The following is a 23,166-nucleotide window of genomic DNA, read 5'->3' as shown; positions in this document are numbered from 1 at the left end:
GCGGCGCATGTCCAACATACAAAACGCAAAGTCTTGTCTAGACTATGCTAATGACTGCCATATTTTGCGACCATGAATCTGCGCCGCATCTTCTCTAGCATCGTGACCCGCCTGCTGCTGCTGGCGCTGTGCATCGTGACCCTGGGCGCGGTGGCGCGTTACTACGCGCTCAGCCATTTCCTGCGCGAAGATCTGAGCACGGTGGTGCAGAATCAGCAGATGGCGCTGGCCAGCTATGTCGCCCGCGACGTGGACTTCAAGATAGAACAGCGCCAGGCGCTGCTGCGGCGCCTGGCGAGCTCGCTGCCCGCCGCGCTGCTGCAACGGCCGGCCGAGCTGCAGGCCTGGCTGCGCCTGCATTGCGATTTCCAGTGCCCGTTCTCTCAGGGCTTGTTCGTGGTGACGCAGGAGGGCCGCGCCATCGCCGATTACCCGCCCTTGCCCGGCCGTGTCGGCAGCGACTTTTCCGACCGCGACTATATCAGCGCCGCGCTGTCCGCCCCGGCCAGGCTGGACCGCATCGTCATCGGCCGCCCCGTCATCGGCCGCGCCAGCAAAAAACCGGTGCTGCCCATGGCCGCGGCCTTGCCGTGGCGCGATGGCCGCCCGCAAGGCGCGTTGGCCGGCATCACCGCGCTGGCCGCGCCGGGCTTCATGGATTTGCTGCTGGCTTCCCACATCGGCAGGCCGAATAGCGGCTTTTTGCTGATCTCGCCGCAGGACAAGCTGTTCGTCGCCTCCTCGCAACCGGACATGGTGCTCAAACCCACGCCGCCGGCGGGCATCAATCCCTTGCATGATCGGGCGATGGCCGGCTTCCGCGGCGTGGGCATCACCATCAACGCCAAGGGACGCGAGGAAGTGTCCGCCATCGCCTCGGTGCCCAGCACCGGCTGGTTCGTGGTGGCGCGGCTGCCGAGCAGCGAGGCCTTCGCCACCGTGGGCAGGGCGCAAGCCTTTCTGCTGAAAAACGCGGTGATCGCCATCCTGATCTTCGGCGTGGCGGCCGGCATCGGCCTCTATTTACTGTTCCGCCCGCTGTTCCGCGCCGCCAGCCACGCCGATCGCATGACCCGCGGCGAGCTGCCGCTGGAGCCACTGCCGCTAACGCGCAACGACGAGGTTGGCCATTTGATCGCCGCCTTCAACCGGCTGTTGAACAAACTCAACCAGCAACAGACCGAGCTGGCGCGCATGGCCCACCACGACGCGCTGACCGGCTTGCCCAACCGCGCGCTGCTGTCGGACCGCCTGAACATGGCGCTGGCGCGCGCGCAGCGCAATGAGAGAAAGCTGGGCCTGTTGTTCCTGGACCTGGACGGTTTCAAGCTGATCAACGACAACTATGGCCACAAGGCCGGCGACAAGGTGTTGTGGCAGGCGGCGCAGCGGCTGAGCGGCATCGTGCGCCAGACCGATACGCTGGCGCGCATCGGCGGTGACGAGTTCGTATTGCTGATAGGCGACCTGGGCGCGGATGCGGAGGACGTGGCGCGCATCGTCGCCGCCAAATGCCTGGAGGCGATGCAGGAGCCGTTCGACATCGTCGGAGAACAGCGTCAGCTGGGCATCTCCATCGGCATTGCGCTGGGCGGCGGCGCCAGCAGCGCGGACAGCCTGCTGCAGGCGGCGGATCAGGCGATGTATCGGGCCAAGAAGTCCGGCCGCAGCGGCTGCGAAACCATCACTCTGTAAGAACCAGTTTACGATCTCGCGAGCTAAGGCGAGACAAGGCGAAAACGGGCGAAAAAGCGGAATGTACAAGTGGTACATGAGCATTTTGAGCTTGGTTTCAACGCCCATTTCTATCCATCCCGCCGACGCGCAGCAGATCGTAAACAGGTTCTAAGCACCCGGCGGTCCTGCCAGGCCACCGGAACAAGCCGTGGCTACACGATTTCCGGGATGTGCTCGATAAAGGCCACCCGCTCATTATTGTGCAGCACTTCCACCGATTTGTACGGCGGCGCGCCCGGCGGCAATACCCTGTCGTAACGAGCGTGCGCCACCGCCAGCACCTGCGGCCACATGCCGGGTTTCTGCACCAGGTGCAGGTCCAGCATCAGGATGGCGGGGTTGATGCCCTGCGGCTCGCGCATGGTCAGCACCGCGTCCACCCCGGGATTGGCCACCACCACGTCGCCCAGCACGTGCAAGCTCTTGGGGTGGCCCGGCATCGCGTTCAGCCAGGCATGCCAGTTTCTTGATTGCAAAGCCATGTCCATTCTCCAGCCAATGGCGGAACGCGCTAGAGCGGCTGCGCCGGCCCAGGCGTTCCGCGGCGGGACCGGTGCGCGGTCCGCCGCGACGCTGCCGGCGAACTGCCCCGGTTATAGCAAGCGGCGGCGCTGACGCCGCCGCCGTTTTCCCATCATTAAGTACAGTTCTCACTTAAACTGTCCGTCAGTAGCCGCAGCAGCCGCTCGCCGGCCTCGGCCAATTCGCCGTCGTTGCGCAACACCGCCGCGCCCGGCGGCGCTTGCAGCGCCGCCGCTTCTTCCAGCCGCGCGGCGATGCGCTCGGCCGATTCGCGGCCGCGGCCGGCCAGCCGCGCCGCCAGCACCTCGGGGCTGGCGACTATCCACACCGGGCGCAAGCCGGGAAAGCGCCGCGCCGCCAGCGGCAGCGCCGAACGCGAGCCATTGACCACCACGTCCAGGCCCTGCTCCAGCCACAGCGCCACCTCCACGCCCAGGCCATAGGCCAGGTCATGCCGCCGCCAGCTCAAGGCGAAACAGCCGCCCTGTTCGCGCTGTTCAAACTCCTCCCGGCTCAGCGCCACATGGTTCTCGCCGCCGGCGTCGGCCGGCCGGGTAATGTAGCGATGCGCGAACACCAGCCGCCCGGAGGCCGGCAACCGCGCCCGCACATAGGCGAGCAGGCTGTCCTTGCCGGCGCCGGACGGGCCGATCACATACCACAGCACTCCGGGCTCAGACTTCATAGCGCGCCACCTGCCCGTCGAAACCGCAGTACGCCAGATAGCGGAAGGCCTGGCCCGCCGCCGGCTCCGCGAACAGCGCCACGCCGTCCACCCGCGCGTGGGAAAAAACGGCGAACTGCCGCCGTGCCGCCTGCTCCAGCGCTCGTCCCGCCGCGCTGTCCGGCGCCAGCCGGCCGCTCAGCGTCAGGTGAAAACGGTACTGTTCGAATACATAGGGATAGCCCCAACGCAGGTTCAAGCGCTCCTGGCGCGGGTCCAGCCCGGCGCGCGCCTTTAGCGGCCGCTCGCGGTCGGCCAGCGCGTCCAGCTCGATCACACAGGCGGCGGCCAGCTCGGCCAGTTCCGGCGGCGGCTCCGCCGGCCGCAGCGCCAGAAAATCCGCCAGCCAGCCCACCTCCAGCTCCAGCTCGAAGGGCTGGAAGCGTTGCGCCAGCGCCGAGGTGCGCTCCAGCAGCGCCGCCTCCTCCACCCCGGCGCGCAAGGCGAACGGCGCTTTCAAGGTGGCGTGAAATCCATAGCGTGCAGGCTCCGTCGTCAGTTCCGCCAGGGCCTCGGCATCCATGCCCGGCGCGTGCGGCTGCAACACTTGCAGGCCGCTGTGCGCGTCCTGGCCCAGCCAGCCGCTGCCGGCGCGCCAGAAGGCGCTGTCCGGGCGCGGCGCGTAATACAGGGCGTAGCGCATCAAGCGTCCTCCATCACCAGTTGCACCAGGTCGCCGTTGAAACAGGTGACGCCGTACTGCACCGGCCGCCCCTCGGTATCGACGTTCAAGGACTTCACATGCAGCACCGGCCGGTTCTTGGGAATGCCCAGGTAGTCCACCGTTTCGCTGTCCGGCAGCCGCGCGGTGACGCGGGAAAAACGCCGGGTGTAATCGTCGATGCCGAAATGCGCCAACGCGCGCGTCACCGAGCGCTCGCGCCGGTAGATTTCCGGCAGGCCGGGAAAACGCGCCGCCGGAAAGAACAGCGTCGCCCAGTCCACCACCCGCAGTTCCACCCGGCTCAGGGTCTTGATGCGCAGCAGCGGCTCGCCCACCGCCACTTGCAGCAAGTCGGCCAGTTCGGCATTGGCCGGCACCGTATCGCTGGCCAGGATATCGATGTCCGAGTTCAGGTTCTGGCTGGCCATGTTCTGGGAGAAGCGGGTGCGCTTGCTGATCGCGTAGTCGATCGCATTGTCCTGCACGAAGGTGCCGCGTCCCTGCTCCACCCGCAGCAGGCCGCGCTCCACCAGCGTGGCCACCGCGCGCCTGATGGTATGGCGGTTGACGCAGAAGCGCTCCGCCAGTTGCAGCTCGGTGGGCAGCCGCTCGCCAGCGCGCAAGGCGCCGACGGCGATCTGCTCGGCCAGACTGTTTTCTATCTGCCGCCAGACGGCGACGCCGGAACCGCGTTCAATCATCTTTCAAGCCCTTTCTCTCCCGCGGCGGCCAAGGTCTAGCGCCGCCACCCAATCGTCACAAAACCTTCATCGCCGCATGCTGTTTGCGCTTAGTCACAGGCCATTATCATGGATACGTCTATACGTTTATATGAATTTTTGTTGAAACCACATAGGGCGATACCCGATATGGAAACCTCGACCAGGCAAGACTGGCTCAGCCTGCTGGCCCACACTCCGCCGCCGCGGCTGCGCCGGCTGCTGACCCCGCTGCTGCCGCCGGCGCCGCGGGTGGAATGGCTGCGCCGCGCCGAAACCGGACTCATCATGCTGCAAGGCCGCGCCGGCGGCAGCGGCGCCCGCTTCAACCTGGGCGAGGCTAGCGTCAGCCGCGCCAGTTGCCGGATAGACGGCCGCCTGGGCCACGGCTGGACGCTGGGCAGCAATGGCGAACACGCCGAACTGATCGCCCAGGCCGACGCGCTGCTGCAAGACCCGGCGCGGCAAGAACAACTGCTGGCGCAATGGATCGCGCCCTTGCGCGCCGAGCGCGCCGAGCGCCGCGAACAGGCGGCGCGCGAAGCCGCCGCCAGCAAGGTGGAGTTCTTCACCATGGTCAGGGGGGAATAAGATGAACGAAATGCGCGCCGCCTTCGCCGATCCGGTTCACGACAGCCAACGCTGCTTCCGCGCCACGCTGGCCGCGCTGGCCGAACCCCTGCAACCGCAGACGCTGCCGGCGCTGCCGGCCGAACTGCCGGGCCTGATGCCGGCCACCGCCGCCCTGCTCTACACCTTGCTGGATCAGGACGTCAGCGTCTGGCTGCCGCCGCTGCCGGCGGACACCCTGGCCAGCCTGCGCTTTCATACCGGCCTGCGCCTGGCCACCGCGCCGGAACAGGCCGACTTCGTGGTGCTGCCGCTGGGCGCGCCGCTGCCGCCGCTGGCCGCGCTCAAGGCCGGCGAGCCCGAATACCCCGACCGCTCCGCCACCGTGCTGCTGGAAACCGCCGGCTTCAACGCCGAGCAGGTGGAAGCCTGCGGCCCGGGTTTCGCCGCGCCGCGCCGCTTCGGCATGAATGGCGCGCCGGACGATTTCTGGCGGCAATGGCGGGACAATCACGCCCGCTTTCCGCTGGGCGTGGACATCTTGCTGATCAGCGGCGAGCGCGTGGCCGGCCTGCCGCGCAGCACCCGCGTCAAGGAGGGTTGATATGTATGTAGCCGTCAAAGGCGGAGAAACCGCCATCGCCCGCTCCTGGGACTTGCTGGCCGCCAAGCGCCGCGGCGACGCGGCGACGCCGGAACTGAGCCTCGCGCAGATCCGCGGCCAATTGCGGCTGGCGCTGGCCAGGGTGATGCAGGAAGGCTCGCTGTACGACGAGGAACTGGCGGCACTGGCGCTGAAGCAGGCGGCCGGCGATTGCGTGGAAGCGGTCTTCCTGCTGCGCGCCTTCCGCACCACCCTGCCGCGCTTCGCCGCCAGCCGGCCGCTGGACACCGCGGCGATGCGGGTGCGCCGCCGCGTGTCCGGCACCTTCAAGGATGTGCCCGGCGGCCAAGTGCTGGGCCCCACCGCAGATTACACCCAGCGGCTGCTGGACTTTGACCTGGCCCAGGCCGGCGAGCCGCCGCTGCCGACGCTGGCGGACGCGCCGCTGCCGGAACGGCTGCCCTGCGTACTGGACACTCTGGCGCAGGAAGGCCTGATCGAGCCGGAAACGCCGCCGCCGGGCGATCCGGAACCGGCCGACCTGACGCGCGAGCCGCTGCTGTTCCCGGCCGGCCGCGCCGCCCGGCTGCAAAACCTGGCGCGCGGCGACGAGGGCTGGCTGCTGGGCCTGGCCTATTCCACCCAGCGCGGCTACGCCGAAAGCCACCCCTTCGCCGGCGAAATCCGCATGGGCGAAGTCAGCGTGACGGTCTGCCCGGAAGAACTGGGCTTCGATATCGATATCGGCGAAATCACGCTGACCGAATGCCAGATGATCAACCAGTTCGCCGGCAGCCGCAGCGCGCCGCCGCAATTCACCCGCGGCTACGGCCTGAGCTTCGGCGAAGCCGAGCGCAAGGCGATGGCGATGGCGCTGGTGGACCGCAGCCTGCGCGCCGCCGAGCTGGGCGAAACGGCGCACGCGCCGGCGCAGCAGCCGGAATTCGCGCTGTGCCACAGCGACAACGTCGAAGCCTCCGGCTTCGTCCAGCACCTCAAGCTGCCGCACTACGTCGATTTCCAGGCCGAGCTGTCGCTGATACGCCAGCTGCGCCGCGAGCACGCCGCCGACAAGGAGAAACAGGCATGAGCACCGCCACGCAATGGGCGTACAACTTCGGCTTCCTCGATGAAAACACCAAGCGCATGCTGCGCCGCGCGCTGCTCAAGGCGGTGGCCATCCCCGGCTACCAGGTGCCGTTCGGCAGCCGCGAAATGCCCTTGCCCTACGGCTGGGGCACCGGCGGCATCCAGCTGACCGCCAGCGTGATCGGCCGCGACGACGTGCTCAAGGTCATAGACCAGGGCGCGGACGACACCACCAACGCGGTCAATATCCGCCGCTTCTTCGCCCGCGTCGCCGGCGTGGCCACCACCACCCGCAGCGCCGAAGCCAGCCTGATCCAGACCCGGCACCGCATCCCGGAAACCCCGCTGCGCGCCGGCCAGGTGCTGGTGTTCCAGGTGCCGGAACCGGAGCCGCTGCGCACGCTGGAAGCCAGCGAGCAGGAAACCCGCAAGCTGCACGCCCACCAGGAATACGGCCTGATGCACGTCAAGCTGTACGAGGACATCGCCCGCTACGGCCACATCGCCGCCAGCTACGACTACCCGGTGCTGGTCAACGGCCGCTACCTGGCTTCGCCCTCGCCCATCCCCAAATTCGACAACCCCAAGCTGCACCTGAGTCCGGCGCTGCTGCTGTTCGGCGCCGGCCGCGAAAAAAGGCTGTACGCGATCCCGCCGCACACCCGGGTGGAAAGCCTGGCTTTCGACGACCATCCGTTCCAGGTACAGCGCTGGGAACAGGCCTGCGCGCTGTGCGGCGCCGGCGACAGCTATCTGGACGAAATCATCACCGACGACGCCGGCGCGCGCCAATACGTCTGCTCCGACAGCGACCACTGCCGGCAGCGCCGCGACACACAGGAAAGCCCGCAATGAATCCGCCCCTACTCAGCGTCCGCGGCCTCGGCAAGGACTACGGCAACGGCAATGGCTGCTTCGGCGTCGATTTCGAGCTCTACGCCGGCGAAGTGCTGTGCGTGGTCGGCGAATCCGGCTCCGGCAAATCCACGCTGCTGGCCGCGCTGGCCGGCAAGCTGGCCGCCGACGCCGGCAGCGCGCGCTTCCGCGACCGCGACGGCCGCGAGCACGAACTCACCGCCATCGCCGAATCCGAGCGCCGCCGGCTGGCGCGCAGCGAATGGGGCTTCGTGTCCCAGCACGCCCGCGACGGCCTGCGCATGGACGTCTCCGCCGGCGCCAATATCAGCGAGCGGCTGATGGCGCTGGGCCAGCGTCACTACGGCCGGCTGCGCCAGACCGCCGGCGACTGGCTGGAGCGGGTGGAAATCGGCCGCGAGCGGCTGGACGACGCACCGAGCGCCTTTTCCGGCGGCATGCAGCAGCGGCTGCAGATCGCCCGCAGCCTGGCCACCCATCCGCGGCTGGTGTTCATGGACGAACCCACCGGCGGCCTCGATGTCTCGGTGCAGGCCCGTTTCCTGGACCTGACCCGAAGACTGGTGCGCGACAGCGGCATCGCCGTCATCATGGTCACCCACGACCTGGGCGTGGCGCGGCTGCTGGCGCAGCGCACGCTGGTGATGCAGCGCGGCCGGGTGGTGGAAGCCGGCCTCACCGATCAAATCCTGGACGATCCGCAGCACCCTTATACCCAGCTGCTGGTATCCTCCATTCTGCAGGCCTGAACGCGATGAACTTGTTGATAGACGCTAGCCGTTTGAGCAAAACCTTCACCCTGCACCAGCAGGACAGCCTGGCACTGCCGGTGCTCGACGATGTTTCGCTGCAAGTGGCCGCCGGCGAATGCGTGGCGCTGGCAGGTCCTTCCGGCGCCGGCAAGAGCACCCTGCTCAAGGCGCTGTACGCCAACTACCTGGTGCAAGGCGGCAGCATCCGCATCCGCCACCGCGACGCCTGGCTGGACATGGCCGCCGCCTTGCCGCACGAGATCGCCGACGTCCGCCGCCACACCCTGGGCTATGTCAGCCAATTCCTGCGCGCCATCCCGCGGGTGGCGGCGCTGGACATCGTCGCCGAGCCGCTGTGCGAATGGGGCATGGACGCCGATGCGGCGCGACGCGAGGCCGGCGCTTGGCTCGCGCGGCTGAACATCCCGGAACGGCTGTGGCGGCTGCCGCCGGCCACTTTTTCCGGCGGCGAGCAGCAGCGGGTCAATATCGCGCGCGGCATGATAGCGCCGCAGCCCATCCTGCTGCTGGACGAGCCCACCGCCTCGCTGGACGCCGCCAACCGCGCGGTAGTGATTGAATTGATGCGCGAAGCGCTGGCGCGCGGCGCGGCGCTGGTGGGCATTTTCCACGACGAGCCCACCCGCGACGCCGTCGCCGACCGCGTGTTCGAAGTACCGCTGGCAAACAAACCGGAACACCAAGCATGAAACGAATCCTGAACAATGCCCGGCTGATCCTGGCCGATGGCGTCGTCGAGCGCGGCGCGCTGGAAATCGACAACGGCGTGATCGCCGCCGTCCATGCCCAGGCGCTGAGCGCGCCGCCGCCGCACAGCGAAGACCTGGACGGCGACGATCTGCTGCCCGGCCTGGTGGAAGTGCACACCGACAATCTGGAAAAACACCTGATGCCGCGCAACGGCGTGCTGTGGCCGACACTGCCGGCCGTGGTCACCCATGACGCGCAATGCGTGGCCGCCGGCATCACCACGGTGCTGGACGCGCTGTCGGTGGGCGATCTGGAAGGCGACAGCGTGCGGCTGGACACCTTGCAAAGCGCCTTCGACGCGATAGACGCCGGCATGCGCCAGCGCGTGTTCCGCGCCGAACACCTGTTCCACCTGCGCTGCGAGCTGGCCTATCCGACGCTGCTGGACGCGCTCGCGCCCCTGCTCGACCACCCGGCGGTGCGCCTGGTGTCCTTGATGGACCACACCCCCGGCCAACGCCAGTACCGCGACCTGGCGCAATACCGCAAGTATTACGCCAAGAAGAACGTCAGCTGGAACGATGACACCTTCCTCGCCGCGGTGGAGCAGCGCAAGCTCAAGCAGCGGCAGTACGCCGGACGCCATCGCCAGGCGGTGGTGGAACTGGCGCGCGCGCGCGGCATCGCGCTGGCCAGCCATGACGACACCGAACTCGGTCATATCGACGAAGCGGTGCGCGACGGCGTGGCCATGTCGGAATTCCCCACCACGCTGGCCGCCGCGCGCGCCGCGCGCGAACAGGGCCTGATGACGGTGATGGGCGCGCCCAACATCGTGCGCGGCGGCTCCCACTCCGGCAATGTCGCCGCCTTGGAGCTGGCCGGCCACGGCCTGCTGGACATCCTGTCCTCGGACTATGTGCCGGCCAGCCTCTTGCACGCGGCCTACTTGCTGGGCCGCCAGCCGGACTGGGGCCTGAGCCGCGCCATCGCCACCGTCAGCGTCAATCCGGCGCGGGCGGTGGGGCTGGCGGATCGCGGCGCCATCGCCGTCGGCCAGCGCGCCGATCTGGTCCAGGCGCGCGAGCATGACGGCATCCCTTTGGTGCGCCAAGTGTGGAACGCCGGCCGGCGCGTATTCTGAGAAGCTGTTCAAAGTCTGCTACGCTTCGGCGATACGGCGTTGAAAACGAGCTCAAAATGCTCATGTACCACCTGTACATTCCGCTTTTTCGCTCGTTTTCGCCTTGTCTCGCTCTTGCTCGCGAGACTTTGAACAGGCTCTGAGCATCATCCATGCAAAGGGCCGCGTTATCGCAACGCGGCCCTGTTTGCATTTCCCATTCCAAAATCGCTGACTCTTTATTCTCCATCGACCGCGCGCGGCGTGCTGCCACAAGCCGCGCGCCTGCCATCAGCTGCGCTGCGACAGCGCTTGCTGCGCGCCTTCCTTGCCTAAATGCAATAGCAGCAGCAAAACACCGATACCCAGCGTTTTCATCACGCACCAGAACAGAGCAATGCTCAATACCCGATAACAAACAAAACTGACCAAAGACATTATTTATCGACTTCCATTCAGCAATAAGAATCGACCACTACGCCAAACTACACCGAAAATGACTCCGACTTCACCGCCCAATAAATATCCAGCCGCTCTTTGCGCGTCAAATACACCTTGCCGCCGGCGCTACTGCTTTTCAACGCCACGCTGCATATTCTCAAGGCTCTATATAAGCTGGGCACCACCGCGCCCATTGCGCTGGTTTTGCGAATCAGGTTTTCAATATAAATAGCCAGACTTTCCAAATCGCGCGACCAAACCACCGCGCTCCCTCGCGCCAGGCTTTCCAAAATTCTCGAACCGCTCGCTGCCGGCATGACTTTTTGCTCCAAAAATAATTGAAGGCCATCCTATCCGGCATTGATACTGAAAGTCTTTATCTAAATAAGAACAATTCTTTGCGTTTTATTAGAAATGATTATCGTTTGCCCCGCATCCAAGCATCCGCAACGGCCAGGAAAGCCATACGCCGCCATGCGTCGCGGCGCGCGGCAATCATTACCATTCCTTATCGCCCCTGTCCAAAAGCTTAATTTACCGGGCTGACAGCCCCTGCCATCCAAGCGGCATGCTATGATTTCGCCTCGGTAGCACTGGAACGGCGACAGACCGCTTCCAATCCGTGTATTGAACAACAACACCACATCATCATACGCATGCAATATAAAAACAAAGACCAAAACCAGGCCGGCGCATCCATGCTCGACTCCATCGCCAATACCGCAAAACTATCCGCCTTGCTGATGTGCCTGGACCAGGCACAGTTATTGAGCGAGCAGTTATTGAGCGAGTTGAAAAGCAGGGACAAGCAAATCAATGCCATAGAACAGGAATTGGAAACCGCCAGGCGGGAAATTCAGAATTTGCGCTCCACGCATTAAAGCGCCGCACGGTTTTCTTCCCCGGCAAGCCAATACGGCCGGCGCCCATCCATTCCCCATGGGTTTTGCCGCCGGCCGTTCGCCGGATTCAATCCTGCCCCGATGGCATTCATCGCCCTCGTTCCGACGCTGTAATCGGCTTGCTACAATTCCGGCGGCGTTGAAATAAGCTCCGATCCGGCCAGCTTAAGCCCGGATTTCCCCTCCTCGTTGCGCTCAGACAACGGCGGTTTTCCAGGCCCCCCCGGTACCTCATTCAGCGCTGCAGCCCAAGTCAGGCCTGAACTCCAGCGCCAAGCCCGCATTTTGTCCGCCACCGCAGTCGGCGCGCGGCAGCGCCATCCTCTTGAACCTGGCCACATTCTGTTGGAGAATGAACCGCATCAAATCAAGAGCGCGTCCAGCGCTCTTGTCATTTTCCGCTCATCTTCCCGGATTCACGCAACTCCACTTTGCAAGGCGCTGCTTGGCAGCGGAATGTTGCCGCCTATAATCCATCTAGAGCAAATTATCTAGCGAGCCATTTAAAATATCGCCAAATCAAGCGCCATCGGCGCGGCCGCCGGGACAGCGGCGCGCCGGCTTTGAAGGTTTAAGCCTGGCGTAAATAAGAAAGATTATAAGAATGAGATTTCATATCGAGGACAAGGTGATATTCGATCCCGACGCGGGCAGCCTGCAGCCCGGCGATCAGGAAAAAATCATCCTGAAATACAATGAGGCGCAGTTGTTGAAACTGCTGTTGTCCGGTCTGTTCGAGAAGAACGAGCTGATAGACAAGGTGTGGGGCAAGACCGTCGTCACCGACTCCAGCTATCACAAGCTGGTGTTCGACCTGCGCGCGCAGTTGGAAAAAAGCGGGCTGGACCCCAAGATCGTCAAGACCATTCCACGCCGCGGCTGCCAGTTCGTCGGCGTCTTCACGCCGCTGGACGATGCCCCGGCCACAGCCGACAACGACACGCCCCCGGCCGAGGACGCCGCCGCGCCCGCCGAGCAGCCCCCCGCCATCCCCTGCCCGCCGCAGCGGCCGCGCCGATGGCCGGTTTTCCGCATCGGCCGCGGGCTGGCCGCCTGCTGCGCCGGCGCGGCGGCGCTGGGCCTGGTGGCCGGCTGGCATTTGTCCTGGCTGATCCCGCAGATGAATATCCACAAAATGCCCGATGGCGCGCGCAGCCTGTTCGTGGTGGGCAATGTCTACCGCGACGCGCCCAAGCTGCCGGAAAGCGGCGGCGACGCGTTTTTCATCAAGAGCGGCAAATGCACCGCCAGCTATCTGTGCGATAAAAAATACGGGAGCGATCTCAATTGCAAAAACAAAATCGTGTTCTGATCGTGCTCGGCCTGTTCCTGCTCACGCTTTACCTGGGCTATGCCGGCCACAACTACATCATGGACAGCCGCACCCTGTGCACCGCGCGCATTTCCGAGCTACGTTTCCCGCGCCACAGCGGCGAAATCGCCACCACCAGCGGTTTCATCGACCTGGACATGAAGAACGAGACCATCCATTTCTTTCTGCATTCGCCCACCGGCGATTACATCAACCGCCTGCTGCAATTCAACACCAGTTACGGCTGGAACGGCGAAGCCAACGCGGTCACCATCGTCAAGAAGACCAAGTCGCCGTCCGAGTACGGCAGCCTGGCCAGCGAATACCATATCTTCGACATCGGCACCCGCCACCTGATCAATATGGTGCCGGTGACCCGGCACGTCACCCAGGTCAACTTCGACTCGATCAGCTTCTTCTGCGAAACCCAGGAAATCCTGTGAGCCCGGCCCGGCGCGTCCGCGCCGCCGGGCCTTGAGCCGGACTATCAGAACCTGTTTACGATCTCGCTAGCAAGAGCGAGACAAGGCGAAAACGGCTGAGAAAGCGGAATGTACATATGGTACATGAGCATTTCGAAGTCGTTTTCAACGCCGTATCGCCGCAGCGCAGCAGGTCGTAAACAGGTTCTCAGAAATACGCCATCGCGTAAGTCATCGCCCCCACCATGCTGCAAAAGATCAGACTGTGCTTGAGGGTGAAGCGGAACAGATCCGCCTCCTTGCCCACCAGCCCCACCGCCGCGCAGGCCACGGCGATGGACTGCGGCGAAATCATCTTGCCGGTCACGCCGCCGGTGGTGTTGGCCGCCACCAGCAGGATGTCCGACACGCCCAGTTGATGCGCGGTGGACGCCTGCAGCGCCGAGAACAAGGCATTGGACGAGGTGTCGGAACCGGTCAGGAACACCCCCAGCCAGCCCAGGAAGGGCGAGAAGAAGGGAAAGGCCTTGCCGGTGTTGGCCAGGCACAAGGCCAGCGTGCTGGACATGCCGGAATAATTGGCGACAAAGGCGAAGGCCAGCACCATGCCGATGGACAGAATGGGCCGCTTCAGTTCAAGCAGGGTTTCGCCGAAGGCGGCGGCGGCCTGCGCCGGCCGGAAGCGCAGCAACACGATGGACAGCAAGGCCGCGACAAAAATGGCGGTGCCCACGGCGGACAGCAGGTCCAGCTTGTACAGCGCCTCGTAAGGCTTGTCCGCGGCCACGATGGGCGCGGTCTTGATCACCAGATTGTCCAGGTGGGGCACATGAAACTTCAGCACCCAGTGCTCCAGCGCGCCGCCCTTGGCGAACAAGGCCTTGAACGGTTTCAGGCTCCACAGCGTCACCAGCGCGGTCAGGATCAGGAACGGCCCCCAGGCGCGGGCGATCCGGCCCAGGCCGAAGCCGGAAGGCCGGCGCGGGCTGGGCGCGCGGCGGCCGGCGAAGGTGAAGATCTCGCGCGGCTGCCACACTTTCAGGAACAGCGTCAGACACACCAGGCTGACCAGGGCCGAAGTGATGTCCGGCAGCTCCGGCCCGATGTAGTTGGAGGTGAAATACTGAGTGACGGCGAAGGAGCCGCCGGCCACCAGCACCGCCGGCCAGGTCTGACGCACGCCCTTGAGGCCGTCCATCATCATCACCAGCCAGAACGGCACCAGCACCGACAGAAACGGCAGCTGATGTCCGGCCTTGGCGCCGATGGCGAAGGGATCCAGCCCGGTCACCTGGCCGGCGACGATGATGGGGATGCCCATCGCGCCGAAAGCCACCGGCGCGGTATTGGCGATCAGGCACAGGCCGGCCGCGTACAGCGGATTGAAACCCAGGCCCACCAGCAGCGCGGCGGTGATGGCCACCGGCGCGCCGAAGCCGGCGGCCCCCTCCAGGAAGGCGCCAAAGGAGAAGCCGACCAGCAGCATCTGCAGGCGCTGATCCTCGGTCACCGACAACACCGAGGCGCGGATGATGTCGAACTGCCCGGTCTTGACGGTGATCTTGTACAGGAACACCGCGGCGATGATGATCCAGGCGATGGGCCACAGACCGTAGGCGAAGCCGAAACCGGCGGCGGCCAGCGCCATGCCCGCCGGCATGCCGTAGAACAAGATCGCCACCAGCAGCGCCAGCAGCACGGTCAGGCTGCCGGCGACATGGCCCTTGAGCCGGAACACCGCCAGCGCCAGGAAAAAGAAAATGATGGGCAGCGCCGCCATCAGCGCCGACAGCGCCATGCCGCCGGAAGGGAAGTAGTTTTGGGTCCAGATCATGATGTCTCCTCTGCAGTCTCTCCTTCTTCTTGCGCGCACAAACATCCGCGCGGCGGCGGGCTAGCCGCGGCCGTGTGGACGGAATGCGTTCAGGGAAGGATGTTTACGGGCGTTTCAACTCGGCGCCGGCCGCCCGGGCGGCGGCGCCAACGATGCGGCCTTCATAGCGGGCCGCTTCCAGGGGTGGTGCAAAAATCCAGCAACGCTTCGATGCTGCGGTATTCAAAGCCGGCGTGTTCGCTCAGGCCGATCTGGCAAGTTCGGCTCATCGACACGCCGTGGCGACAACCCTGGGGCAAGGCCGGAGGCAAGCGCCGCAGACTGTGCGCGTTCAGTTCCGGCACGGTGAAACCCTTGTCGCCGGCGAAGCCGCAGCAGGCGATATCCGGCACGGTCAGCCGCTCGGCGCAGCGGCCAGCCAGCCGCTTGAGCGCGTCCGCCGCGCCCATCTCGGCGGCGCTGCAGGGAATATGCAGCGCTAGTTGCGCCAGCTTGCGCGTCACCGCCAGCCGCGGCGCGACGAAGGCGTCCAGGAAACGAGCCGCGTCGAACAGGCGCAGGCGCGCGTCCAGCCGGCCTTGGCGCTGAGCGGACAGGATGCGCGCCGCGCACGGCCCGTTGTCCAGGTAGACCGGATGGCGGCCGTCTTCGCTGGCGGCCAGCAAGGCCAGGTTCAGCGCGTTCTGGCTGATATCCAACGCCTCCGCGGCATTGGCCGAGGCGAAGGGCTGGCCGCAGCACAAGCCATCCTGGCCGGACGGATAGCGAGGGCTGAAACCGGCGCGGCGCAGCAGCGCCAGCGTGGGCGCGGCGGCGTTGCCGCCGTCGGCGTCCGCGGCCAGCGCGCGGTTGACGCAGCTGAGAAACAGCACCACCGGCTCGCCATCGCCGCCGGCGGCGGGCAGACGGCCGGCCGGCCGCGGCAGCTGCACGGGCAGCAAGGGAATCACCTTGTGGCGGCGGCGCAGCCGCAAGCTGATGCGATGCAGCCGCTCCGGACCGAATAGATGCGCCAGCGCCAGGCCGACGCGGACGGCGGACGCGGCGGCGCCGATGTGACCAGCGGCGAAACGCGCGGCGCGCGGCCGCGGCGACGGGCCTTGCAAGCGCTTCATCAATTCGCCGGTATTGATGCCCACCGGACAGCGCGTCGCGCACATGCCGGTGGCGGCGCAGGTGTCGATGGCGCGGTAGCGGAAATCGGCGCGCAGCGCGGCCAACTCCTCCGCCGCGCCGCCGTCGCGGCTCAATTGCTGGATGCGGCGCCAGGCGACGATGCGCTGGCGCGGGCTCAACGTCAGCCCGTGCGACGGACAGGCCGCCTCGCAAAAGCCGCATTCGATGCAGCGGTCGACGAGGGGATCGGCCGCCGGCAAGGGCTTGAGGTTTTCCAGGTGCAGCCGCTCGTTGTCGGTGATGATCACGCCGGGATTGAGCAGGCCGTCCGGGTCGAACAAGGCCTTGATGCGGCGCATGATGTTCCAGGCGGCGTCGCCCCACTCCTGGCGCACAAAGGGCGCTACATTGCGGCCGGTGCCGTGCTCGGCCTTCAGCGAGCCGTCGTATTCGCCGGCCACCAGCGCGCTGACGTCCTGCATGAAAGCGTCGTAGCGCGCCACCTCGCGCTCGCTGTCGAAACTGGGCGCGAACACGAAATGCAGATTGCCGTCCAAGGCGTGGCCGAACAACAAGGCCTCGTGATAACCGTGGCGATCGAACAAGACGGTCAGCCTGGCCACGCCGTCGGCCAGCTGCGGAATCGGAAACGCTACGTCCTCTATCACCACGGTGCTGCCCAGCGGCCGCACCGCGCCCACCGCCGGAAACAGGCCCTTGCGCAAGGCCCAATAGCTGTCGCAGACCGCGGCCTCGCGGCTGAAGCCGCTGGACAGGCGCGGCGCGAAACCGACCAGCAGCTGGTCTATCGCCGCGCAATGGCGCTCCAGTTCCGCCTCGGAACCGGCGCGCGCCTCGATCAGCAAACAGGCCTCCTCCGGACCAAACGGCCGCGCCAGGAAATCCGGCAGCCCCGGCTTGCCGTGCAAGGCGCGCAGGCTGCGGCTGTCTATCAGCTCCACCGCCGCCACGCCGTGGGCGTCCGCGGCCGCGCTCAGCGCCGACACCGCTCGGCAACAGGGTTCCAGCGCGTCGAACAGCAGCAAGGCCGAGGCCTTGTGCGGATGCTCGATCACACTGTGAAAAGTGATTTCGCTGATGAAGCCCAGCGTGCCCTCGGAGCCGATCAGCACATGGCTGAGCATGTCCACCGGGTCGTCGAAATCCAGCAAGGCGTTGATGCCGTAGCCGGTGGTGTTCTTCAGCCGGTATTTGCGGCGCACCCGCTCGGCCAGCGCCGCGTCGGCGCGCAATTCGGCCGCCAGGCCGGACAAGCCGGCCAGCAGCGCGGCGTGGGACTGGCGGAAAGCCGCCACGCTGGCGGCGTCGCCGGTATCCAGCGCCGCGCCGTCCAGCAGCAACAGACGCATCGCCGCCAGCGTGTGATAACTGTTGTCGCGGGTGCCGCAGCACATGCCGCTGGAGTTGTTGGCGGCGATGCCGCCGATCTTGGCGCTATTGATCGACGCCGGGTCCGGGCCGATCTTGCGGCCGTAAGGCGCCAGCAGCGCGTTGGCGTGGCTGCCTATCATCGCCGGCCCCAGCCGGACGCGCGCGCCGTCGTCCAAGACCTGGCCATGGTTGAAGCCATCGCCCAGCAAGACCAGCACCGAATCGCTGACCGCCTGGCCGGACAAGCTGGTGCCGGCGGCGCGGAAGGTCAGCGCCACCCGGTGACGGCGCGCCAGCGCCAGGATGGCCGCCACTTCCGCCTCGCTGTCGACGCGGGCGACGATTTGCGGCCGCAGCCGGTAGAAACTGGCGTCGGTGCCGTAAGCCAGCGTGGACAGCGGATCGGTGTAAATGCGCGCCGCCGGCATCGCCGCCAGCAAATCCTGATGGAAAGCCTGATGCGCCGGGCTCATGCTCATGGCCGCTCCCCGGCGGCGCGGCGCGCTTCGCGTTCGCGCACCAGTTCGTGCAGGGTCTTGGGCGCCGGCGTCAGCGGCGCGTGGTTCTGGGTCCAGCCCAACTGGCCGCCGACCGCGAGCTTGCGCAGCCGGGTGGCGCCCCAGCCGAACCAGCGGTATAGCCGCGGCGAGGCGTTGACCTGGCGCCAGCCCTTCCAGGCCATCCGCTCCGCCGCGCTCGCCGCCGCGCCCTGGCCGCGCAGCGGATGGCTGACCGCCTCCTCAGCCGGGCGCTGGCTCTCCTCGCGCAGCCGCATCAGCATCTCGGGGATGGGGATCTTCACCGGGCAGACCTCGCCGCAAGCGCCGCACAAGCTGGAGGCGGTGGGCAGATCGCGGGTGTTTTCCAGGCCCAGCAGATGCGGCGAGATGATTTCGCCTATCGGCCCCGGATAGGTGGTGCCGTAAGCGTGGCCGCCGATGCGGGCGTAGACCGGGCAATGATTCATGCAGGCGCCGCAGCGTATGCATTGCAGCGTCTTGCGCAATTGCGCGTCGGCGTAGGCCTGGCTGCGGCCGTTGTCCAGCAGCACCAGATGCACTTCGCGCGGGCCGTCTTTTTCGCCGGCGCGGCGCGGACCGCTGATCATATTGAAATAGGTGGTGATGGGCTGGCCGATGGCGGAGCGGGTCAGCAGGCTGTACAAGGGCGGCACGTCGGCCAGCTTCTCCACCACTTTCTCGATGCCGGTGATGGCGATGTGCAAGTCCGGCACCGTGGTGCACATGCGACCGTTGCCCTCGTTCTCCACCAGGCACAGCGTGCCGGTTTCCGCCACCGCGAAGTTGACGCCGGACAAGCCGACGTCGGCGTCCAGATAGAGCCGACGCAGCGCGCCGCGGCCTATCTGTATCAGCTCGTCCACGTCCTCGGTGTAGGGCGTGTCCGGCAGCTTGTCGTGGAATAAGCGCGCGATGTCGGCCTTGGTCTTGTGTATCGCCGGCATGATGATGTGGGTGGGCTTTTCGCCGGCCAGTTGCACGATGTACTCGCCCATATCGCTTTCCACCGCGGTGACGCCGCGCGCTTCCAGATAATGGTTGAGTTCGATCTCCTCGCTGACCATGGACTTGCCCTTGACCATCAAGCGGCCGGAACGCGCCTCTACCAAGCCGTGGATGATGCGATTGGCCTCGTCCGCGGTTTCGGCCCAATGCACTTGCACGCCGTTGGCGCTCAGCCGCGCCTCCAACTGCTCCAGCAAGTCCGGCAGCCGCGACAGACAACGCTGGCGAATGGCTTCTCCCAGCGCGCGCAATGCGTCCAGTTCCGCCGGATCGTCGAAGGCAGACAAGCGCTTGGCCATCAGGAAATCCATCGCCCCGCGCAGGCTGTGGCGCAGTTCGCCGTCGGCCAGCGCCGCGCGCGCCTGCTGCTTGAATTGGCGCGACGGATAAAGCTCGATCTTGTGCTCGCTCATGGCCGAACCTCCATCTGCTCCAGCTGCGCCGGATCGATGTGCTCGGGCAGTTGCGCCAGCACCAGCAGTTCGCGCGGGCCGTGCGCGCCATAGGCCAACGTCAGCTGGATGTCGGCGGTCTTGGACGGGCCGGAAATCAGCAAGGCGTTGCTGGGCATGCCGTCCTGCCAGTTTTCGCAACGCATCGCGCTATAGAAATCGGGATAAAGCGTGGCGGTGTCGAACAGGACGATGTGCAGCGGCGGCACCAGGCTCATGGTTCGCGGCTCCTGAGCGTCCGGCCACAACACCAGGGTGCCGGTGGCGGCGATGCCGCAGCGCGCCGTGGTGAACGCGGCCTCGATCTGGAACAGCTCGGCCTTCCAGTCGTCGACGGCGCGGTCGAAGAAACGCAGCGCCGGCGGCGTCGGCAAGCCTTGCAGCGCCGCCTCGGCGCGGCGGCCGTGCGCAGTGTCGGACAACAGCATGGAGACCGGCCGCCGCTGCGCGATCCACACCGCCAGCCGGGTGTGCCAGTCGTCGGCGCGCACCCACAGCACCTCGGTCTTCACCGCCCGCATCGCCCGTGCCCAGCCGCGCAAGGCATCCAGGCTGTGCTGAGGCGGCGCGAAGCGCCGGAAATGCGCGTCCAGCTCCGGCCGCGGCAGCTCCTCGCGCGGCGCGGCGCGCAACTTGGCCAGGATGGCGTCGCGGGCGCTCATGCCTTGCCCCCCACCCGCTCCAGCAGAAAGCTGGCCAGATGCCGGCCCTGAAACGCCCTGCCCTCCTTGGCCAGCTTACCGTTGATATTGAGCAGACAGCCGCCGTCCGCGGTGATGAACTCCACCGCGCCGCTATCCCGCAGCGCGGCGGCCTTGTCCGTCACCATCGCCCCGGCGATGTCAGGATGCTTGATCGAAAAAGTGCCGCCGAAACCGCAGCACTCGGATTCATGGTCGTGCACCACCCGTTCCACATTGGCCAGCCGCTCCAGCAAGGCCCAACAGGACAGATGCACATTCATTTCGCGGCGGGCGGAACAGGAGGTATGCACCGCCACCTTCACCTTGGGCCCCTGGTCTTGCGGCCGCCAGTCCAGATGGTTGAGCAGGAAATCGCTGAACTCCACCACTCGCGCGGCCACCGCGCAGGCGCGCGCCTCGTCTGGCTGGCCGGCGAACAGCTTGGGCCAATGGTGCTTGATCATGCCGCCGCAGGAACCGGACGGCACCACGATGGGCCAATCCTCGGCGAAACAGTCCAGCTGCGCCCGCGCCACCGCCAGCGCCTCCGCCGGATGGCCACTGGTATAGGCCGGCTGGCCGCAACAGCTCTGCTGCTGCGGAAAGTGCACCCGCAAGCCCAGCCCTTCCAGCAAGGCGATGGCATCGACACCGGCCTGAGGCAAAAACAGGTCGAGCAGGCAGGTGCCGAACAAATAAACGTTGGCAGGCTTCATCCGGTTTCCTTTGTAAATTGGTAAGACCAATTATTTTTATCAAAACAACTCTAGAGTGATTGCTTGAATCCGTCAATATGACAGCGCGGATTCCCGCGCCGGCTGTGGTAAGCTGCACTCACTCTGGTCTGACCAATTTTTCCGAAGCGACAAGCCCGGCGCCATGGCCTATCCCAAACTGAACATCCCCAAGCTCTCCGACGTCATCGTCGAACAACTGGAAAAACGCATCCTGGACGGTGTGCTCAAGCCGGGAGACCGCCTGCCGCCGGAACGGCAGCTGGCCGAGGAATTCGGCGTGTCCCGTCCCTCGCTGCGCGAGGCGATTCAGCAACTGGCGTCGCGCGGCCTGCTCAGCAGCCGCCAGGGCGGCGGCACCTGGGTGACGGATCGGCTGGAAACCGCGTTTTCCGACCCCTGGGAAAAACTGCTGAACCAGCATCAGGACTTGCACGGAGACTTGTTGGAGTTCAGACGGGTACTGGAAGGCGCGGCGGCGCGCGGCGCGGCCACCCGCGCCACGCCGGCCGATCTACTGCGCCTGGAACATTGCGTGGACCAATTGCAGAACGCCTACGATGGCGGCGACCTGGCCCAGCAGGCGCAGGCCGATGTGCGTTTTCACCAGGCAGTGGCCGAGGCTTCGCACAATGTGTTGTTCGCCCACCTGAGCGGCAGCCTGCTGGCCATGCTGCACCGGCACGTCAAGGACAATATCGCCGACTTGTTCGCGGTGGGCGAAGTGGCGGAAGAACTGCGCGCTCAGCATTTGGCCATCTGGGAGGCCATTCGCGAAAAACAGCCGGACGCCGCGCAACAGGCGGTGGAAACCCATCTGGACTTCGTCGCCACCACGCTGCGCACGCAGCAGCGGCAGGCCGAGCGCGACGCCAAGGCGCGGCTGCGCCTGGAACAGCTGGACCTGCCCTGAGCGAGAAATCCAAGCCCCCGGCCAACCGCCCTTAGAACCTGTTCATAGTCTGCTGCGCTTCGTGAGACGTGGCACGGTGAGTACCGCTTCGAAAGGCTCATCTACCACGTGTACATTCCGCTTTCTCAGCCGCAACGCCATGTCTCGCTCTTGCTCGCGAGACTTTGAACAGGCGCTTAGTTCAGGACACAAGCGAGAACCGCCCACGCCGCTTGGAGCCGGTTCAAAGTCGCCCCGCCCGCGGCGGGATATGCAACGGCTCAGCGGGCACTGGCGCTCTCGCGAGCCAGCGCGAGACCAGATGCGGCGGCGGAGCATTCAAAGCCGCACTCACCGCGCCACAATTCGCGACGCGCAGCGTATCGTGATCCGCGGCTTAGCCGGCGTTGATTTTTTTCTGCCTTTTGATGGCGAATTTTTCCCTATCCTCGCCGCGCGCTTCCGCCTCGACCAGCCAAACCGGCGGCCGGCCGCGGCCGGACCAGGTCTGATGCGGCATCGCCGGGTTCTGATACTTGGGCGTCACGCCGTTCTTGGCGTACAGCTTGGGCAGAATCAAGCCGTAAGCCGTGGCCAGCCGTTCGATTTCCTCTATGCCTTTTTGCTGGCGCAGCTGAATGCGATCCGTCAGCGTATTCAACAGAAAAACCGCCGCGTCCTTCAGCGTTTGGTCCGAGCATGAAACCAGCAGTTCCTCGTTGATCAGCACCTTCTTATCCATAACACCTCCTTAAGCATGCCAAGCCGCCGGCCTTCTCCAGCCGGCTGTTGTCATTGCAAGCCCATGTCTACGCCATACATCGTTGCAGCCGCTTTTCAGCAGACATTAACGCCCGTCCATGCACTAAAACTTTGTGCGAATATCGGGCCTGAACTGTTTTTGATTATTTTATCCTTTACTCCCCAATGACTTGGAATAGGAAAATCCTTATTTTTCCAAGAAAAATGCGCTGGCCTAGCGCGCGCCCATCGCCCCGCGATGATTGGGGCGAAACATCGGCGAGGATGGCTGTCCGCAAACAGGAAAAAATCAAAAAACGCCGTTTTCAGGCCGGATATTCTCGGAATCGTCCAAAGGCGCATTCTTCCCGCCGCCGGGCTCTGAAAATATTTTTCAAAAAACCTTGCGCGGCCGGAAAAGCCTAGGTATAGTTCGCTTCCTGTCGAGACCGAAGGGTCCCGAGAGAAGCCCGGAAGGGTGCAGTATCTGTGGGGGTATAGCTCAGTTGGGAGAGCGCTTGCATGGCATGCAAGAGGTCAGCGGTTCGATCCCGCTTACCTCCACCAAAATTCAGTCCCCATCGTCTAGAGGCCTAGGACATCGCCCTTTCACGGCGGTAACCGGGGT

The 23,166-nt window shown here is 65.6% G+C and carries 24 protein-coding genes and 1 tRNA gene; 13 read left to right on the top strand and 12 right to left on the bottom strand.

Annotated features, from left to right (window positions below; translation table 11 throughout):
- Positions 1–72: 72 nt before the first annotated feature.
- Positions 73–1,695: a diguanylate cyclase domain-containing protein gene (locus ACE3QM_RS17310; RefSeq protein WP_374423598.1), complete on the top strand. Its 1,623-nt coding sequence runs from the start codon at positions 73–75 to the stop codon at positions 1,693–1,695.
- Between the two features lie 194 nt (positions 1,696–1,889).
- On the opposite strand, the gene ACE3QM_RS17305 is transcribed toward ACE3QM_RS17310, so the two are convergent.
- From ACE3QM_RS17305 to phnF, 4 genes are all read right to left on the bottom strand, one after another.
- A complete protein-coding gene (locus ACE3QM_RS17305; protein ID WP_231465218.1) occupies positions 1,890–2,219 on the bottom strand; it encodes a hypothetical protein in 330 nt (109 codons plus the stop codon).
- Positions 2,220–2,374: 155 nt separating this feature from the next.
- On the bottom strand, positions 2,375–2,944 hold the full coding sequence (phnN, locus tag ACE3QM_RS17300; protein WP_048411849.1) for a phosphonate metabolism protein/1,5-bisphosphokinase (PRPP-forming) PhnN: 570 nt from the start codon (positions 2,942–2,944) through the stop codon (positions 2,375–2,377).
- Positions 2,934–3,626, bottom strand: a complete 693-nt coding sequence (locus tag ACE3QM_RS17295; RefSeq protein WP_374423595.1) for a DUF1045 domain-containing protein — start codon at positions 3,624–3,626, stop codon at positions 2,934–2,936. Before ACE3QM_RS17295 ends, phnN begins: the two co-directional genes overlap by 11 nt.
- Positions 3,626–4,348, bottom strand: coding sequence for a phosphonate metabolism transcriptional regulator PhnF (gene phnF, locus ACE3QM_RS17290; RefSeq protein WP_374423593.1), 723 nt, complete (start codon positions 4,346–4,348; stop codon positions 3,626–3,628). Before phnF ends, ACE3QM_RS17295 begins: the two co-directional genes overlap by 1 nt.
- A 168-nt stretch (positions 4,349–4,516) precedes the next feature.
- On the opposite strand from phnF, the gene phnG reads away from it, so the two are divergent.
- Genes phnG through ACE3QM_RS17255 form a run of 7 tightly spaced genes read left to right on the top strand, consistent with a single transcriptional unit; the run spans position 4,517 to position 10,112 of the window.
- Positions 4,517–4,957, top strand: coding sequence for a phosphonate C-P lyase system protein PhnG (gene phnG, locus ACE3QM_RS17285; protein WP_374423591.1), 441 nt, complete (start codon positions 4,517–4,519; stop codon positions 4,955–4,957).
- Between the two features lies 1 nt (position 4,958).
- Entirely contained in the window at positions 4,959–5,540 is a 582-nt protein-coding gene (phnH, locus tag ACE3QM_RS17280; RefSeq protein WP_048411845.1) for a phosphonate C-P lyase system protein PhnH, read from the top strand.
- Between the two features lies 1 nt (position 5,541).
- Positions 5,542–6,630, top strand: a complete 1,089-nt coding sequence (locus tag ACE3QM_RS17275; RefSeq protein ID WP_048411844.1) for a carbon-phosphorus lyase complex subunit PhnI — start codon at positions 5,542–5,544, stop codon at positions 6,628–6,630.
- Positions 6,627–7,484 (top strand): alpha-D-ribose 1-methylphosphonate 5-phosphate C-P-lyase PhnJ, encoded by an 858-nt coding sequence (locus ACE3QM_RS17270; RefSeq protein WP_374423589.1) that lies wholly within the window; start codon positions 6,627–6,629, stop codon positions 7,482–7,484. The genes ACE3QM_RS17275 and ACE3QM_RS17270 overlap by 4 nt, the downstream gene beginning before the upstream one ends.
- The gene (phnK, locus tag ACE3QM_RS17265) at positions 7,481–8,254 is read left to right on the top strand and encodes a phosphonate C-P lyase system protein PhnK (protein ID WP_374423587.1); all 774 of its coding nucleotides are present in this window, start codon (positions 7,481–7,483) and stop codon (positions 8,252–8,254) included. Before ACE3QM_RS17270 ends, phnK begins: the two co-directional genes overlap by 4 nt.
- A 5-nt stretch (positions 8,255–8,259) precedes the next feature.
- The gene (phnL, locus tag ACE3QM_RS17260) at positions 8,260–8,967 is read left to right on the top strand and encodes a phosphonate C-P lyase system protein PhnL (protein ID WP_374423585.1); all 708 of its coding nucleotides are present in this window, start codon (positions 8,260–8,262) and stop codon (positions 8,965–8,967) included.
- Entirely contained in the window at positions 8,964–10,112 is a 1,149-nt protein-coding gene (locus ACE3QM_RS17255) for an alpha-D-ribose 1-methylphosphonate 5-triphosphate diphosphatase (protein ID WP_374423583.1), read from the top strand. The genes phnL and ACE3QM_RS17255 overlap by 4 nt, the downstream gene beginning before the upstream one ends.
- A 270-nt stretch (positions 10,113–10,382) precedes the next feature.
- Here the strand turns inward: ACE3QM_RS17255 and ACE3QM_RS17250 are convergent, their stop codons facing one another.
- Positions 10,383–10,529 carry a hypothetical protein gene (locus ACE3QM_RS17250; protein WP_156183991.1) on the bottom strand — a complete coding sequence of 49 codons (147 nt, stop codon included), beginning with the start codon at positions 10,527–10,529 and terminating at the stop codon, positions 10,383–10,385.
- Between the two features lie 47 nt (positions 10,530–10,576).
- Positions 10,577–10,849 carry a hypothetical protein gene (locus tag ACE3QM_RS17245; RefSeq protein ID WP_048411839.1) on the bottom strand — a complete coding sequence of 91 codons (273 nt, stop codon included), beginning with the start codon at positions 10,847–10,849 and terminating at the stop codon, positions 10,577–10,579.
- 381 nt (positions 10,850–11,230) lie between these two features.
- Here ACE3QM_RS17245 and ACE3QM_RS17240 point away from each other — a divergent pair, with 381 nt between their 5' ends.
- The 3 genes from ACE3QM_RS17240 to ACE3QM_RS17230 all read left to right on the top strand — a co-directional run bounded on the left by ACE3QM_RS17240 (position 11,231) and on the right by ACE3QM_RS17230 (position 13,189).
- Complete coding sequence (locus ACE3QM_RS17240; protein WP_231463273.1) at positions 11,231–11,413, top strand: hypothetical protein; 183 nt, start codon at positions 11,231–11,233, stop codon at positions 11,411–11,413.
- Positions 11,414–12,038: 625 nt separating this feature from the next.
- Positions 12,039–12,746, top strand: a complete 708-nt coding sequence (locus ACE3QM_RS17235) for a transcriptional regulator (RefSeq protein ID WP_374423580.1) — start codon at positions 12,039–12,041, stop codon at positions 12,744–12,746.
- On the top strand, positions 12,722–13,189 hold the full coding sequence (locus ACE3QM_RS17230) for a hypothetical protein (protein ID WP_156183990.1): 468 nt from the start codon (positions 12,722–12,724) through the stop codon (positions 13,187–13,189). Before ACE3QM_RS17235 ends, ACE3QM_RS17230 begins: the two co-directional genes overlap by 25 nt.
- 187 nt (positions 13,190–13,376) lie before the next feature.
- Here ACE3QM_RS17230 and ACE3QM_RS17225 read toward each other — a convergent pair whose 3' ends face one another.
- The 5 genes from ACE3QM_RS17225 to ACE3QM_RS17205 form a co-directional block, all read right to left on the bottom strand.
- Positions 13,377–15,005, bottom strand: coding sequence for a lactate permease LctP family transporter (locus tag ACE3QM_RS17225; RefSeq protein WP_374423657.1), 1,629 nt, complete (start codon positions 15,003–15,005; stop codon positions 13,377–13,379).
- A gap of 158 nt (positions 15,006–15,163) precedes the next feature.
- Positions 15,164–17,989, bottom strand: coding sequence for an FAD-binding and (Fe-S)-binding domain-containing protein (locus ACE3QM_RS17220; protein ID WP_374423578.1), 2,826 nt, complete (start codon positions 17,987–17,989; stop codon positions 15,164–15,166).
- Positions 17,986–19,449 carry a LutB/LldF family L-lactate oxidation iron-sulfur protein gene (locus tag ACE3QM_RS17215; protein WP_374423576.1) on the bottom strand — a complete coding sequence of 488 codons (1,464 nt, stop codon included), beginning with the start codon at positions 19,447–19,449 and terminating at the stop codon, positions 17,986–17,988. The genes ACE3QM_RS17220 and ACE3QM_RS17215 overlap by 4 nt, the downstream gene beginning before the upstream one ends.
- Positions 19,446–20,150, bottom strand: coding sequence for a lactate utilization protein C (locus ACE3QM_RS17210; protein ID WP_374423574.1), 705 nt, complete (start codon positions 20,148–20,150; stop codon positions 19,446–19,448). The genes ACE3QM_RS17215 and ACE3QM_RS17210 overlap by 4 nt, the downstream gene beginning before the upstream one ends.
- Positions 20,147–20,887 carry a (Fe-S)-binding protein gene (locus ACE3QM_RS17205; protein WP_231462357.1) on the bottom strand — a complete coding sequence of 247 codons (741 nt, stop codon included), beginning with the start codon at positions 20,885–20,887 and terminating at the stop codon, positions 20,147–20,149. The genes ACE3QM_RS17210 and ACE3QM_RS17205 overlap by 4 nt, the downstream gene beginning before the upstream one ends.
- Positions 20,888–21,050: 163 nt before the next feature.
- Here ACE3QM_RS17205 and ACE3QM_RS17200 point away from each other — a divergent pair, with 163 nt between their 5' ends.
- A complete protein-coding gene (locus ACE3QM_RS17200) occupies positions 21,051–21,818 on the top strand; it encodes an FCD domain-containing protein (RefSeq protein ID WP_374423572.1) in 768 nt (255 codons plus the stop codon).
- A 376-nt stretch (positions 21,819–22,194) separates the two neighbouring features.
- Here the strand turns inward: ACE3QM_RS17200 and ACE3QM_RS17195 are convergent, their stop codons facing one another.
- Entirely contained in the window at positions 22,195–22,539 is a 345-nt protein-coding gene (locus ACE3QM_RS17195) for an H-NS family nucleoid-associated regulatory protein (RefSeq protein WP_053074579.1), read from the bottom strand.
- 490 nt (positions 22,540–23,029) lie between these two features.
- On the opposite strand from ACE3QM_RS17195, the gene ACE3QM_RS17190 reads away from it, so the two are divergent.
- Positions 23,030–23,105 (top strand) — tRNA-Ala (locus tag ACE3QM_RS17190).
- Positions 23,106–23,166 lie beyond the last annotated feature (61 nt).

Origin of the sequence: Chromobacterium sp., from assembly GCF_041912965.1 — a bacterium.
In the GTDB taxonomy this organism is placed as follows: domain Bacteria; phylum Pseudomonadota; class Gammaproteobacteria; order Burkholderiales; family Chromobacteriaceae; genus Chromobacterium; species Chromobacterium aquaticum.
The sequence above is the reverse complement of the archived record's forward strand: the minus strand, read 5'-3'. Positions and strand labels throughout refer to the sequence as shown.

What these genes read in the sequence shown, in the direction of transcription:
- ACE3QM_RS17205 (WP_231462357.1), bottom strand. Translation starts at nt 20,887, where the DNA reads ATGAAGCCTGCCAACGTTTATTTGTTCGGCACCTGCCTGCTCGACCTG.
- ACE3QM_RS17220 (WP_374423578.1), bottom strand. Translation starts at nt 17,989, where the DNA reads ATGAGCATGAGCCCGGCGCATCAGGCTTTCCATCAGGATTTGCTGGCG.
- ACE3QM_RS17310 (WP_374423598.1), top strand. Translation starts at nt 73, where the DNA reads ATGAATCTGCGCCGCATCTTCTCTAGCATCGTGACCCGCCTGCTGCTG.
- ACE3QM_RS17295 (WP_374423595.1), bottom strand. Translation starts at nt 3,626, where the DNA reads ATGCGCTACGCCCTGTATTACGCGCCGCGCCCGGACAGCGCCTTCTGG.
- ACE3QM_RS17270 (WP_374423589.1), top strand. Translation starts at nt 6,627, where the DNA reads ATGAGCACCGCCACGCAATGGGCGTACAACTTCGGCTTCCTCGATGAA.
- phnF (WP_374423593.1), bottom strand. Translation starts at nt 4,348, where the DNA reads ATGATTGAACGCGGTTCCGGCGTCGCCGTCTGGCGGCAGATAGAAAAC.
- ACE3QM_RS17250 (WP_156183991.1), bottom strand. Translation starts at nt 10,529, where the DNA reads ATGTCTTTGGTCAGTTTTGTTTGTTATCGGGTATTGAGCATTGCTCTG.
- ACE3QM_RS17240 (WP_231463273.1), top strand. Translation starts at nt 11,231, where the DNA reads ATGCTCGACTCCATCGCCAATACCGCAAAACTATCCGCCTTGCTGATG.
- ACE3QM_RS17255 (WP_374423583.1), top strand. Translation starts at nt 8,964, where the DNA reads ATGAAACGAATCCTGAACAATGCCCGGCTGATCCTGGCCGATGGCGTC.
- phnG (WP_374423591.1), top strand. Translation starts at nt 4,517, where the DNA reads ATGGAAACCTCGACCAGGCAAGACTGGCTCAGCCTGCTGGCCCACACT.
- ACE3QM_RS17195 (WP_053074579.1), bottom strand. Translation starts at nt 22,539, where the DNA reads ATGGATAAGAAGGTGCTGATCAACGAGGAACTGCTGGTTTCATGCTCG.
- ACE3QM_RS17275 (WP_048411844.1), top strand. Translation starts at nt 5,542, where the DNA reads ATGTATGTAGCCGTCAAAGGCGGAGAAACCGCCATCGCCCGCTCCTGG.
- ACE3QM_RS17245 (WP_048411839.1), bottom strand. Translation starts at nt 10,849, where the DNA reads ATGCCGGCAGCGAGCGGTTCGAGAATTTTGGAAAGCCTGGCGCGAGGG.
- phnK (WP_374423587.1), top strand. Translation starts at nt 7,481, where the DNA reads ATGAATCCGCCCCTACTCAGCGTCCGCGGCCTCGGCAAGGACTACGGC.
- ACE3QM_RS17215 (WP_374423576.1), bottom strand. Translation starts at nt 19,449, where the DNA reads ATGAGCGAGCACAAGATCGAGCTTTATCCGTCGCGCCAATTCAAGCAG.
- ACE3QM_RS17210 (WP_374423574.1), bottom strand. Translation starts at nt 20,150, where the DNA reads ATGAGCGCCCGCGACGCCATCCTGGCCAAGTTGCGCGCCGCGCCGCGC.
- phnL (WP_374423585.1), top strand. Translation starts at nt 8,260, where the DNA reads ATGAACTTGTTGATAGACGCTAGCCGTTTGAGCAAAACCTTCACCCTG.
- ACE3QM_RS17200 (WP_374423572.1), top strand. Translation starts at nt 21,051, where the DNA reads ATGGCCTATCCCAAACTGAACATCCCCAAGCTCTCCGACGTCATCGTC.
- phnN (WP_048411849.1), bottom strand. Translation starts at nt 2,944, where the DNA reads ATGAAGTCTGAGCCCGGAGTGCTGTGGTATGTGATCGGCCCGTCCGGC.
- ACE3QM_RS17305 (WP_231465218.1), bottom strand. Translation starts at nt 2,219, where the DNA reads ATGGCTTTGCAATCAAGAAACTGGCATGCCTGGCTGAACGCGATGCCG.
- phnH (WP_048411845.1), top strand. Translation starts at nt 4,959, where the DNA reads ATGAACGAAATGCGCGCCGCCTTCGCCGATCCGGTTCACGACAGCCAA.
- ACE3QM_RS17235 (WP_374423580.1), top strand. Translation starts at nt 12,039, where the DNA reads ATGAGATTTCATATCGAGGACAAGGTGATATTCGATCCCGACGCGGGC.